Origin of the sequence: Micromonospora sp. SH-82 (assembly GCF_051132485.1) — a bacterium.
Classification (GTDB): Bacteria; Actinomycetota; Actinomycetes; order Mycobacteriales; family Micromonosporaceae; genus Micromonospora.
The window spans coordinates 672,851-685,150 of the sequence record NZ_CP148049.1 but is presented as its reverse complement, the minus strand read 5'-3'; the positions used below and the strand labels follow the sequence as shown (position 1 = coordinate 685,150).

The window sequence follows — 12,300 nt, the reverse complement described above, 5'->3', positions numbered from 1 at the left end:
AGTCCCCACCGCCCCGTGGGACGGACCCGGACCGCCCGAGGATGGAACCCACCAGGATCTCCGCCCTGGTGATGGCGGCACTCGGTACCGCCGCCGTCGTCTGGCTGCTGATCAGCAGCCTCTACTACCGGGCGTTGCCGCCGCTGCCCTGGCTGCCCGTGGTCATCCTGGCCGGTCTCGCAGTGCTCGAGGGGTACGCGGCGGCGAACACCCGGAGCCGGATCGCGGGCCGGCCGGGCCGGGAGCCGGTCGACCCGCTGCTGGTCGCCCGGTTCGTGGTGCTGGCGAAGGCCTCGGCGCTGGCTGGGGCGATCTTCGCCGGTGGGTACGCCGGGGTGACGGGGTGGCTGTTCATCGAGCAGACGAACGCCGCCGTCAACGACCGGCCGGCGGCCGGGGCGGGCCTGCTCGCCTCGGTGGCGTTGGTGGTGGCGGCGCTGTGGCTGGAGCGCTCCTGCCGGGTGCCCGAGGAGTCGGGTGACGAGCGGGAACCCGGCTCGCGGGAGGGCCGCCCCGGGCGGCATTGATCGACGGGGGTTACATCCGGCCCGGGCCCCGGGTACCGTCGCCGTGCGACCGCAGGGAGCAACGGCCGCCGTCGGCCCGCCACGGAGTGCGGACCTCGGGCACCGTGGGAGGCGCGCGTCATGGCGTACGACGAAGCTGGCCGGACGGGAGCGCCACCGGACGCCCCCGTGGCCGTCGAGGACCCGTCTCCGGCAGAGACCGGCCCCGACCGGCTCGCCGTACACCTGGTCTGGGAGATGGTGCTCCTGGGCGGGGCGCTGGTGGTGGCCTGTCTGCTCTGGCAGGCGCAGCCTGCGGCGCTGCGCGGCGACGCACTGCGTGACCTGCTGATCGACCTGGTAGCCCTGGGGCTGCTCACCCTCGCCGCCGGACTGAGCCTGCGTACCGCTGCGGTCAACCTGGCCGTCGGGCCGGTGGCGGTCGCCGCTGCCCTGCACTTCGCCGAGCGGGGCGACGGCAGCGTCCCCGCCGTCCTCGGCCCGGCGGTGGTGGTCGCCGTCCTCGGTGGGCTGGCCCTGGCCCTGGTCGTGGTGGTGCTCCACGTGCCGAGCTGGGCGGCCAGCCTCGCCGGAGCCGCCGCGGTGATCGGGTACATCGAGCAGCGGACGGCCCCCGTCGTCGCGCAGGGTGACCACGACCCGCGCCGGGCCGCACTGCACCTGTTCGCCGCGTTCGCCGCGCTCGCCGTCCTGGGTGGGCTGTTCGGGGCGATCCGGACGGTCCGGCGGCTCGTCGGTCGGGCCCGACCGACTGTCGACCCGGTGCTGCGGGGTGGTGCCGTGGCGGGTGTCCTGACCGCCCTCGCCCTGGTCGTCTCCACCACGCTCGCGATGCTCGGAGGGACGCTGCTGGCCACCGGTGCCACCGCCACCGTCGCCCCCACCACCGGCCTGGACGGCACCGTCCTGGCGGTCGGCACCGCGCTGCTCGCCGGGACGAGCGCGTACGGACGCCGGGGTGGGATCTTCGGGACCTTCCTCGCGGTCTGCCTGGTCGCCCTCTTCCTGGCCTGGGTGCAGGCCCGGGGATGGGCGGTCAGCTGGTGGGCGGTCGGTGCGGTGGCGCTCGGGGTGGGGCTGCTGGTCACCCGGATGGTGGAGACGTTCGGCGGGCCGAGGCCGGGGACGGTGGACCACCCGGACGGGGGTACGTCGGGGGACCTGGGCAGCAGCGGAGGATGGTCGGTCGCCCGGTCCCGGCCGGTACAGACCTGGTCACCCGCTCCGCCCGAGGGACCCCGGTCCCGGCCGGTCGACCCCTGGGCCCGCCCGGACTGGCAGGTCGGCCCGCGCCGGTGGGACGACGGCGACGGCTGAGCCTCGGCCACGTCCGACGGGCGCGCCGTGATCTCGCCGGTTAGGCTCGGCAGATGACCGAGACATCAGCAGCCGGCACCGGAGGTCGGTCCTTCGACGAGCTCGACGCGCTCTCCACTGAGGAGCTGCGGGAGCAGGCCTTCGCGGTGGCCCGGGACCGGGGGGACGTGGGGTTCTTCTGGTCCATCCTGCGACGTCTGCCCAACGCCGACGAGATCGCGATGCTGGACGGCGCCCCCAACTCGGTGGGGCCGACAGTCGACGAGGCGGTGGCCCTGTGGCGGGAGCTGACCGGTCACGGGTACGAGGAGACCGCGCCGCTGCTGCGGGCCAAGTTCATCGACTACCTGATGAGCCACTAGACGGTTTGGTTTGCCCCCCTCGGCGGAGCGGGAACTGATCACGTCATGGCAGTCACGAACGCTTCCGGCACCGCCCGGCGTCACGGGACCGCGGCGGGGACCGGCGCGGTGGCCGCGCTCGTCCTGGTCGGAGTCTGCGGCAGCCCGGCGTACGTGAGTTGGGCCGAGGCCAACACCGACCCGGCCGGTGCGGGCGGTTGGTTCCTGCGTCTGCTCGCCTGGCCGGCGTGGCAGCTCGGGTTCGACGACGTACCGGGACTGTCCCCGGCCGACCTGCGGGCGCTCCTGCTGGTGGTGCTCGCCGCCGGGTTCCTCTACCTGCTGCCCACCACCGGTGCCGCCCGGGTGCCCGGTGGACTCAGCCAGTTCTTCACCGGCTGGGCGGGGTACGTCCTCGCCGGTGGGTTCACCGCGTTCCTCAGCTCGTTCCTGGAGGCCGACGCCTCGCTGGCGACCGCCTTCCAGTCCACCGGGATGGGCGTCACGTACGGCTTCTTCGCCGGCTGGATCGTCGGGGTGGCCAGCCTCGGCGGCCGGGCCTGACGCCCACCGCCGACCCCTCCCCGACCCCGGTCGGCCGGTGGGTCGCTCCCGGCCGCGTCCCCGGCCCTGGTTCAGTCGGTGGTCGCTCCGCGGGCCGCGCCCCCGGGGCTCGGTCAGCCGGTGGGCTGGTCGGGTCCGGTGGTGAGGAGCCGGTGCCGGGTGAGGACGCCGACCGGGGTGTCGCCCTCGCTGACCAGCACCCGGTCCACCGAGGCGGCGAGCATCGCGGCCAGTGCGTCGTACGCCGGGCTGCCCACGGCCACGGTGGGCAGGTCGACGCCGCCGGCGGGCAGCGGATCGAGGTCGTCCCGGGTGACCGGGGTGACGGCGAGCCGCCTGATGCCCCGGTCGGCGCCGACGAACTCCCTGACGAAGGGGGTCGCGGGCGCACCGAGCAGCACGGCCGGGGTGTCGTACTGCTCCAGGTGACCGCCCTCGGAGAGCACCGCGATCCGGTCGCCGAGCCGGACCGCCTCGTCGAGGTCGTGGGTGACCAGGACGATGGTCTTGCGCACCTCGGCCTGCAACCGGAGGAACTCCTCCTGCAACCGGGTCCGCACGATGGGGTCGACGGCGGAGAACGGCTCGTCCATCAGGAGCACCACGGGGTCGGCGGCCAGCGCCCGGGCCACCCCGACCCGCTGCCGCTGCCCGCCGGAGAGTTCGTGCGGGTACCGGCGACCGAACTGGGCCGGGTCCAGACCCACCACGTCGAGCAGCTCGTCGACCCGACGTCGGGTCCGATCCCGGGGCCAGCCGAGCAGCCGGGGTACGGTCCCGACGTTCGTGGCGACGGTCTGGTGGGGGAAGAGCCCCACGTTCTGGATCACGTAGCCGATCCGGCGGCGCAGCTCGACCGGGTCGACGTGGGTGACGTCGGTGTCGTCGAGCAGGATCCGGCCCTCGCTCGGCTCGATCAGCCTGTTGATCATGCGAAGCACCGTCGACTTGCCGCACCCGGAGGGGCCGATCAGCACCACCAGCTCACCGGCGGCGACGTCGAGGCTCAACTCCCGGACGGCCTCGGTCCCGTCCGGGTAGCGCTTACGGATACCGCGCAGGCTGATCGAGGCGGCACGCGGGCCGTCGGTGCCCCCATCGGGGGCGGTGCCGGCGACGTCGTCCAAGGTACGGTCCACGTATGTCCCTCCGCCTGAGCTTCCGGGCCGACCCGGGCAACCCGTGGTTCTCCTGGCACTATGTGCGGGACAACTCTGACACGATCCTGTCGGCGTTGGGGGACCACACCTGGCTGACCGTACGGGCGGTGGTGATCGCCGCTCTGGTCGGCCTGCCGCTGGCGGTCCTCGCGTACTGGGTCCGCCCGCTGTCCGGGCCGATCGTCGCCGTCACCGGCGTGCTCTACACCGTCCCGTCGCTGGCGCTCTTCGCGTTCCTCGGGCCGTACCTCGGCATCGGCGCCGTCACGGTGCTCAGCGTGGTGGTCCTGTACGCGTTGCTGGTGATCGTCCGAAACGCGGTGGCCGGGCTCAACCAGGTGCCGGCGGAGATCCGGGAGGCGGCCGAGGGGATGGGGTACGGCCGGTGGGGCCGGTTGTGGCGCATCGAGCTGCCGCTGGCCCTCCCGGGCATCGTCACCGGGCTGCGGCTGGCCACCGTCTCCACGGTGGCGCTGGTCACGGTGGGGGTGGTGGTGGGCCGGGGCGGGCTCGGGCAGCTCATCTTCGCCGGGTTCCAGAACAACTTCTACAAGGCGCAGATCATGACCGCCACGCTGCTCTGCGTCCTGCTGGCCCTCCTGGCCGACCTGCTCCTGGCCGGGGCGAGCCGACTGCTCACCCCGTGGCTCGCGCGGCGGTCCGGATGAGGGGCCGGCGGCACCACTGTCGGGTGGCACGGGCGGAGTGGGAGGACGGCAGGTGAGCGCTGTCGAGCAGGCGGTGGTGTGGCTCAACGACCCGCTGAACTGGACCAACCCGGGCGGGATCCTCGACCGGCTCGGTGAGCACCTGAGCATGTCGGCCATGGCGGTGGCGTTGGGCTGCCTGGTGGCCTGGCCGCTCGGGCTCTGGCTCGGGCACACCGGCCGGGGCGGGGGCCTGGTCCTGCTGGTCTCCAACGTCACGCTCGCCGTACCGACGTTGGCGTTGTTGACCATCCTGCCGTTGACCTTCCTCGGTTTCGGTCGACCGGCGGTGGTGGTGGCGTTGGCGGTGTTCGCCGTGCCGCCGCTGTTGGCCAACGCCTACACGGGCGTACGGCAGGTCGACCCCCAGACCCGGGAGGCGGCCCGGGGGATGGGGCTCTCCGGTGGGCAGGTGCTGCGCCGGGTGGAGTTGCCGCTGGCGGTGCCGTACCTGGCCGCCGGGTTCCGGACCGCGGCGGTCCAGGTGATCGCCACCGCGGCGCTGGCCACCTTCGTCAACGGCGGAGGGTTGGGCGAGATCATCCGTTCCGGGTTCGGGCTGACCATCGCCGCCGGGGGTGGGCAGATCCTGGCCGGCGGGCTCCTGGTGGCCGGGCTGGCCCTCCTGGCCGAGCTGGTCCTGGCCGGGGTCGAGCGGCTGGTCACCCCGCGTCCGCTGCGGCCGGTACGCCGTCGAGCCGCCCGACGGGCGAGCAGCGCCGTCGTCGGGGGCTGAGCCGTCCGGACCGGCGGCACGGAAGTGCTCCCCTCCCGCCTGGCGGGCTGGTCGTCCCGGGGGTTGGACTCGGTGACGATCCGGTGACAACTTCGGGTCCCGGTTTGTCGAAAGACCGGCTCAGGTTGTTGGGTGGAGTCACGGGCGCCGCACGAGCGGTTCCGCCCGTCGGACACGCGGCCGACCCGGCAGGGGCGCGCCGGGACACGGAAGGCGGGCCGAATGCGCGCGCGTACACGTCTGGCGATCGGGGCGGCCTCCGCGGTCGCGGCGGCGGGGTTCCTCACCGGATGCGGGGACGCCGGCTCCTCGGGCACCGAGGCCCCCCAGCAGCAGGCTTCGGGGGAGGGCTGCGCGCCGGTGGCCGGTGAGCAGCTGGTCGCCCTCACCGACGACAAGAACCTCCAGAACGCGGACAACGTGATCCCCGCGATCCAGACCAAGGTGGCCGACCCCCAGCTCGTGGCCGCCCTGGACAAGGTCTCCGCCGCGCTGGACACCGAGAAGCTGATCCAGCTCAACAAGGCTGTCGACGTCGACCGCAAGACGTCCAAGGTCGCCGCCGACGAGTTCGCCGCCGCCAACGACCTCACCGCCGGACTGACCAGGGGGTCGGGCGGCCGGATCGTGGTCGGGGCCGGCAACTTCGCCGAGAGTCAGACCCTCGGCGAGCTGTACCGGATCACGCTCACCGCGGCCGGGTACGAGGTGACGGTCCAGACGGTCGGCAACCGGGAACTCTACGAGCCCGCCCTGGAGCGGGGGGAGATCCAGGTCGTCCCGGAGTACGCGGCCACCATGGCCGAGTTCCTCAACACCAAGGTCAACGGGGAGAACGCGGACCCGGTCTCCTCGCCGGACGTCGACGCCACCGTGGAGGCGCTCAAGGGGCTCGGTGAGAAGGCGGGCATCTCCTTCGGGGCCCCGTCCACGGCCCAGAACCAGAACGCCTTCGCCGTCACCCAGGCCTTCGCCGACCAGCACGGGGTTCGTACCCTCTCGGAGTTGGCCGAGAAGTGCTCGGGTCAGGCGACGGTCCTGGGCGGCCCGCCGGAGTGCCAGGAACGGCCCTTCTGCAAGCCGGGACTGGAGAAGACCTACGGGCTCTCGCTGGGTTCCTTCTCCTCCCTGGACCAGGGCGGCCCGTTGACCAAGACCGGTCTGCGTACCGGGACGATCAGTGTGGGCCTGATCTTCTCCTCGGACAGCGCGTACGCGGCGGGCTGACCCGTCCGACCTTCTGCGATGGGGTGCCGGGCGGAGTCCGGGCACCCCATCGCCGCGTCGCCGGGCACTCATCGTCGCCCTTTCGACTGCGTACGGTGATCGAGGCTGGTGGGCAAGGGAACGCCTGTCCGCCGCTGACCTCGGACGCCTGAGAGTTTTCGACGGGGATGTCCGCCGCCGTTCCATCACCGGGGGTCACCTCGGTAGGCTGTGGACCCATGCCGGCACCGGTTTCCGCCCCCGAACGGCGGCCCCCGTCCCTGTTGACAGTGCTCTTCTGGACCGGTGTGGCGTTGGCGCCGGTCGCAGCGGTGATCCTGCTGGTGGCGGAGAGCAACGGGCCGCTGCGGGTGGCCGCGGTCCTGGCCATCGGGGCGGTGGTGCTGATCGGACTCTCGATCACGCTGCGGGCCGGCGGTGGCGACGCCGGAGTCGACCCCGAGCAGGTGCAGGAGCAGCTCGACGACCTGCGCCGGGAACTGCGGTCCGAGATCGTCGCCGCGGCCCAGCGGGGCAACCAGGCACTGGACCAGGCGCACCGGGCCCAGGAGGCGGTGGCCGCGCTGCGCCGTCGGCTCGACGACGTGCCCGCTTCGGTCGCCGCCGCTCCCGTCGTCGCGGCCTCGGCGGCCGCCCCGGTGGCAGCGGCCTCGGCCGCGGTTCCGGTTCCGCCCGTCGGGGAGGCGGATCCGCACGGTGCCGGTCGGGCCCGGGTGGTGAGCCCGGAGCCGGCCGGAGACGTGCTCGTGGCGAAGGCGGTGCCCCCGACCGGTACGGCCCGGCCGCCGGCCGTCCGTGAACCGGAGCCCGGTCCCGAGGAGGGCTGGGAGCAACGGCCGCGTGCGGCGGCCCGGAACCCGGGCGGCTGGGGTCGTACACCTGTCGACGTGGCCCCGGACGAGCCGGAGGGCTGGGGGCGGTCCGCGCGCCCCGTCGAGCCGGCGGAACCGGCCGCGCGGACCGCCGGACCGGTGGACCGGGGCGCGCCGGTGGACCATGGCGGCCCGGTGGACCATGGCGGCCCGGTGGGAGCCGGGCGCCGACGGGCCGCCGACGACGAGGCGGAGCCGGACTGGGACCGTGCTTCCGAGGGTCGGGAGGCGGCCTGGGAGGCCCAGCCCCGCCCGCAGTACCCCGGGCGGTCCCACCCGGCCCCCGGCCCCGAGTACCCGGGTGCGGGTCGGCCCGGCCCGCACCAGCGACCCGAGCCCCGGGGCGGCGGCCACGACTCCCGGGCCTGGCCTCCGGCTGGCGGGCCGGAGGCGGGACCCCGGCCTCCGCTGGTACGGCACACCGAGACCGTGCACGTCACCCGGCACACGGTGGTGGACGGATCCCGAAGCGACGACCGGTACGGCGACGACCGGTACGGCGACGCCTGGTCCGCTGCGGATCCGCGTGCCGGCGGCACCACCCCCGCCGACGAACGCCAGTGGTCCGGGTACGCCAGGCCGGCCGAGCACGGCTCCGAGGCGGGCGGCCGACGGGGGTGGCCCGAGTCCGATCGGCACGTCGGCCCCGGCGGCGACGACCGGGGCTGGGGCGACCCGGGGCCGGACGGCCGGTACGACGAGCGGGGTCGACAGCGCGGCGAATCGCCCCGGTCCGACCAGTGGAGCGGGTACGACGAGCCGGTCCGGTCGGACCGGTGGCACCCGGACGCGCAGCGACAGCACGGGGAACCCGCCCCGGCCCGACCGAGGCACCACGGCGAGCCGGTCGACGAGTGGTCGGCCGCGCGGGGCGAACCGACGCCCGACCGGTCGGCCCACCGAGGGGGACAGACCTGGCCCGAGCAGCGGGACCGGCGTGGCGCCGACCGGGGTGAGGCCCCCGGGGGCGGCTGGTCCGGGAACCCCGACGAGGCACCCCGTCCCGAACAGGCGGCCCGGCCCGGCCCGGGCGCACCGTACCGGGCCGACGCGGAGCCGCACCCGGAGCGGGTGGAGTCGTACCCGGACCGGGAGCCCGCCGGTCAGTGGTCCGAGGCACGGGCCGGGGACCGGTGGGCCGAGGTCCGCGACGACGAGCGGGGCCGGGAGGTCCGGGTCGGTCAGCGGCACGCCCGGATGCACGCCGACGCCGACGGCGGCGGGTTCCGGGTGGAGGACCGCTGGTCCGAGGTGCGTCACGGCGAACCGCCCCGTCAGGCCGGGCACCGGGACCCGTCCGGCCCGCCGGGGCGTCCGGCGCTGCCCGCCGGTGGGGTGCCGGTGCCCGACGAGTGGCGGCCGACCGGACCAGGTGGCGACAGGTCGGCAGGGGGTCGGCCCGCCGGGGAGCCCGACGCGGGCCGCCGCAACCGGCATCAGCGTTCCGCCGACACCTACGGCCCGCCCGGGCCGGACGACGCCGGCCGCTGGTGATCCGACCCGATGTGGTCGGTCACTTGTCGATGTCGCCGACCACGAAGAACATCGATCCGAGGATGGCGATCAGGTCCGGCACCAGGCAGCCGGGCAGGAGGGTGGCGAGGGCCTGGACGTTCGCGTACGACGCGGTGCGCAGCTTCAGCCGCCAGGGGGTCTTCTCCCCGCGTGAGACCAGGTAGTACCCGTTGATCCCGAGCGGGTTCTCGGTCCACGCGTAGGTGTGCCCCTCGGGTGCCTTCACCACCTTCGGCAGCCGGGTGTTGATCGGCCCGGTGAGCCGGTCCACCCGGTCCAGGCACTGATCGGCGAGGTCCAGCGAGGCGTACACCTGGTCGAGGAGGACCTCGAAGCGGGCGTGGCAGTCCCCGGCGGTCCGGGTCACCACCGGGACGTCCAGCTCGTCGTAGGCCAGGTACGGCTCGTCCCGGCGCAGGTCGAGGTCGAGCCCGCTGGCTCGGGCCACCGGTCCGGACGCACCGAACGCGGCCGCCTCGGCGGCGGTGAGGACCCCCACCCCGACCGTACGGGCCAGGAAGATGTCGTTGCGTCGGATCAGGTCGTCCAGGTCGGGCAGGCTGCGGCGGACCTCCCCGATGGCGGCGCGGGCCCGGCCGGTCCACCCGGCGGGGACCTCCTCCTTGAGCCCACCGACCCGGTTGAACATGTAGTGGATCCGCCCACCGGAGACCTCCTCCATCACCGCCTGGATGGTCTCCCGTTCCCGGAACGCGTAGAACATCGGGGTGATGGCCCCGATCTCCAGCGGGTACGACCCGAGGAACATCAGGTGGTTGAGCACCCGGTTCAGCTCGGCGAGGAGCATCCGCAGCCAGGTGGCCCGCTCGGGCACCTCCATGCCCATCAGCCGTTCGACGGCGAGCACCACACCCAGTTCGTTGGAGAACGCGGAGAGCCAGTCGTGCCGGTTGGCCAACACGATGATCTGCCGGTAGTCGCGGACCTCGAAGAGCTTCTCGGCACCCCGGTGCATGTACCCGACGACCGGCTCGGCGGAGAGCACCCGCTCGCCGTCGAGCACCAGCCTCAGCCGGAGCACGCCGTGGGTGGAGGGGTGCTGGGGGCCGATGTTGAGCACCATGTCGGCGCCGAGCTGTTCTCCGCCCGCACCGGTGCCGACTGTCAGCTCGCGGAGGTCACCGGCGTCCGTGGTCATGCCCGTCATCGTGCCACGAACCGATCACCGTCGACGCCGACCGGTTGCCGGAGCCACCAGTGGCCGCCGAGCCCGGACGGGTCGGTCAGTTCGGCAGCCGCCCCGGCTGCGGCGAGGGCGCGGACGTACCCGGTGGGGTCGGTCGAGGCCAGGGCGAGGGGTGGGCGGCGGCCGTCGACCCCGAGCGACCGCAGCGCCTCCTCCTGGGTGACCAGGGAGTACGGCATCCCGGCGACAGTCGCCCCGGCCGCCGCGACGGAGTCGACAGCGACGTGCGCGGTGACGTCGCAGGACCCGTCGGGCACCGGGGGCACCTGCCGGCCGTCGCGGTACCCGGTGAGGCTGCCCTGCCCGGGTCGGGTGTCGGCCAGGTGGCCGTAGTCGACGGCCAGGGCGATCCCCCGGTCGAGGCGGCGTACCGCGTCGGCCCAGGCCTCGTCGCGGCTGCGGCCGATCTCGGCCCGCTCGCCGACCACCCGGCGGGGCCACCACGCGTCCAGCCACTCGGCGTCCGGTGGGTCGACCGGCCCGCCGAGGGTGTCCTCCCCGGTCACCGGATCGACGAGCAGGTACCGCCAACCGTCGTCGGTCCACCCGGCCACGTCCAGCGCGACGTTGTCCAGCCACTCGGTGGAGACGAGGAGCCCGGTGACCCCGTCGGGGATCGTGTCCACCCAGCCGATCTCGGACGGCAGGCCCGCGGGTCGGGGAGCCAGTTCCACGGCGGTGAACCGGATCCGGTCCGCCGGTGGCGGGCGTCGGCCGAGCAGTGCGACGAGCAGCTCGCCCCGCCCGGCGCCGACGTCGACCACGTCCAGCCGTTCGGGACGGCCCAACGCCGCGTCGACCTCGTCGAGCAGGCGCGCCAGGGCGGTCGCGAGGACGGGGGAGGCGTTGACGCTGGTCCGGAAGTGGTCGGCCGGTCCGCCACCTGCGACGAAGAACCCGCCGGGCCCGTAGAGCGCCTGGGTCGTCGCCGCCCGCCACCGCGTCGGCGTCGGGGTCGTCTCCTCGTACGCGGGCCGCCGGTCCGCGTCGGGGAACAGTCGGTAAGTGGGGGCCCCTTCGGGGGCGTAGGACGATGACAAGGGGCCCTTCCTGACAGCGGTGAAGGTTTTCACATGTACTTGGTCGGGGTCGGTGACGGCGGAGCATACTGGCGATTGACCGGTACCCCTTCGAGAGGACTGGATCATCGCTATGAGCGCTCCGTCGCGCCCGCGTACGGCCGCCCCGCAGCGGGCCGTCGTGTCCCCGGGTTCCCCATCCTCCCCCACCGCACGGCTCACCGTCGGCGTCGTCGGGGCCGGTCGGGTCGGTGCCGTCCTGGGGGCCGCACTGGCCGCCGCCGGGCACCGGGTGGCCGCCGTCTCCGGGACGTCGGGGGCGAGCCGGGCCCGCGCCGCACTGCTGTTGCCGCAGACCCCGCACCGGTCACCGTACGCGGTGGCCCGGGACGCCGCCGACCTGTTGCTGGTCGCGGTACCCGACGACGCGCTGGCCGGGGCGGTCGCCGACCTCGCCGCCGCCGGGGCGCTGCACCCGGGCCAGGTGGTCGCACACACCTCCGGTGCCCACGGCCTGGACGTGCTGGCTGCGGCCACCGCCGTCGGTGCCCGGCCGCTCGCCCTGCACCCGGCGATGACGTTCACCGGATCCCCCGACGACCTGGGTCGTCTTCCCGGCATCTCGTACGGGGTCACCGCCGACGTGGGGTTGCGGCCGCTGGCAGTCAGGCTCGTCGCCGACCTCGGTGGTGTGCCGGAGTGGGTCGCCGAGGTGGATCGGGCGCTCTACCACGCGGCGCTCGCCCACGGGGCCAACCATCTGGTGACCCTCGTCAACGAGGCCGCCGACGGGCTCCGTCACGCCGGGGTGGCCCACCCGGAGAAGGTGTTGGGCCCCCTGCTGGGGGCAGCCCTGACGAACGCCCTGCGCCTCGGTGACGACGCGCTGACCGGCCCGGTCTCCCGGGGCGACGCGGGTACGGTCCGTCGGCACCTGGACCGGCTGGGGGCGACCGCCCCGGATTCCGTACCGGCGTATCTGGCGTTGGCCCGGCGCACCGCGGACCGGGCCATCGCCGCCGGTCGGCTGCGCCCCCGGGACGCCGAGCCCCTGCTCGACGTGCTGTCCCCGAACGAGGTGGCGGCGTGAGCGAGCGGAGCGAGCGAA

Annotated in this window: 12 protein-coding genes; 9 read left to right on the top strand and 3 right to left on the bottom strand. The window is 74.4% G+C overall.

Going from position 1 to position 12,300, the window contains the following annotated elements:
* Nucleotides 1–41 precede the first annotated feature (41 nt).
* From WHN02_RS03170 to WHN02_RS03155, 4 genes are all read left to right on the top strand, one after another.
* Nucleotides 42–527, top strand: coding sequence for a DUF3180 domain-containing protein (locus WHN02_RS03170; protein WP_434741975.1), 486 nt, complete (start codon nt 42–44; stop codon nt 525–527).
* A 120-nt stretch (nt 528–647) separates the two neighbouring features.
* Nucleotides 648–1,844, top strand: coding sequence for an ABC transporter permease (locus tag WHN02_RS03165; protein WP_434741974.1), 1,197 nt, complete (start codon nt 648–650; stop codon nt 1,842–1,844).
* Nucleotides 1,845–1,897: 53 nt separating this feature from the next.
* Complete coding sequence (locus tag WHN02_RS03160; RefSeq protein WP_350900072.1) at nt 1,898–2,206, top strand: hypothetical protein; 309 nt, start codon at nt 1,898–1,900, stop codon at nt 2,204–2,206.
* A 45-nt stretch (nt 2,207–2,251) separates the two neighbouring features.
* The gene (locus WHN02_RS03155) at nt 2,252–2,749 is read left to right on the top strand and encodes a hypothetical protein (RefSeq protein WP_434741973.1); all 498 of its coding nucleotides are present in this window, start codon (nt 2,252–2,254) and stop codon (nt 2,747–2,749) included.
* A 113-nt stretch (nt 2,750–2,862) separates the two neighbouring features.
* Here WHN02_RS03155 and WHN02_RS03150 read toward each other — a convergent pair whose 3' ends face one another.
* On the bottom strand, nt 2,863–3,876 hold the full coding sequence (locus tag WHN02_RS03150; protein WP_434743798.1) for an ABC transporter ATP-binding protein: 1,014 nt from the start codon (nt 3,874–3,876) through the stop codon (nt 2,863–2,865).
* 14 nt (nt 3,877–3,890) lie between these two features.
* On the opposite strand from WHN02_RS03150, the gene WHN02_RS03145 reads away from it, so the two are divergent.
* The 4 genes from WHN02_RS03145 (at nt 3,891) to WHN02_RS03130 (ending at nt 8,945) form a co-directional block, all read left to right on the top strand.
* The gene (locus WHN02_RS03145; RefSeq protein ID WP_434741972.1) at nt 3,891–4,577 is read left to right on the top strand and encodes an ABC transporter permease; all 687 of its coding nucleotides are present in this window, start codon (nt 3,891–3,893) and stop codon (nt 4,575–4,577) included.
* A 52-nt stretch (nt 4,578–4,629) separates the two neighbouring features.
* A complete protein-coding gene (locus WHN02_RS03140; RefSeq protein WP_434741971.1) occupies nt 4,630–5,352 on the top strand; it encodes an ABC transporter permease in 723 nt (240 codons plus the stop codon).
* Between the two features lie 222 nt (nt 5,353–5,574).
* A complete protein-coding gene (locus tag WHN02_RS03135; protein ID WP_434741970.1) occupies nt 5,575–6,579 on the top strand; it encodes a glycine betaine ABC transporter substrate-binding protein in 1,005 nt (334 codons plus the stop codon).
* Nucleotides 6,580–6,797: 218 nt separating this feature from the next.
* Nucleotides 6,798–8,945 carry a hypothetical protein gene (locus WHN02_RS03130; RefSeq protein ID WP_434741969.1) on the top strand — a complete coding sequence of 716 codons (2,148 nt, stop codon included), beginning with the start codon at nt 6,798–6,800 and terminating at the stop codon, nt 8,943–8,945.
* Nucleotides 8,946–8,964: 19 nt separating this feature from the next.
* On the opposite strand, the gene WHN02_RS03125 is transcribed toward WHN02_RS03130, so the two are convergent.
* Together WHN02_RS03125 and WHN02_RS03120 are read right to left on the bottom strand one after the other, a co-directional pair.
* On the bottom strand, nt 8,965–10,134 hold the full coding sequence (locus WHN02_RS03125) for an NADH-quinone oxidoreductase subunit D (RefSeq protein ID WP_434741968.1): 1,170 nt from the start codon (nt 10,132–10,134) through the stop codon (nt 8,965–8,967).
* On the bottom strand, nt 10,131–11,171 hold the full coding sequence (locus WHN02_RS03120; protein ID WP_434743797.1) for an SAM-dependent methyltransferase: 1,041 nt from the start codon (nt 11,169–11,171) through the stop codon (nt 10,131–10,133). Before WHN02_RS03120 ends, WHN02_RS03125 begins: the two co-directional genes overlap by 4 nt.
* A gap of 154 nt (nt 11,172–11,325) precedes the next feature.
* Between WHN02_RS03120 and WHN02_RS03115 the strand changes: the two genes are divergently transcribed.
* Nucleotides 11,326–12,282, top strand: a complete 957-nt coding sequence (locus WHN02_RS03115; protein ID WP_434741967.1) for a Rossmann-like and DUF2520 domain-containing protein — start codon at nt 11,326–11,328, stop codon at nt 12,280–12,282.
* Nucleotides 12,283–12,300 lie beyond the last annotated feature (18 nt).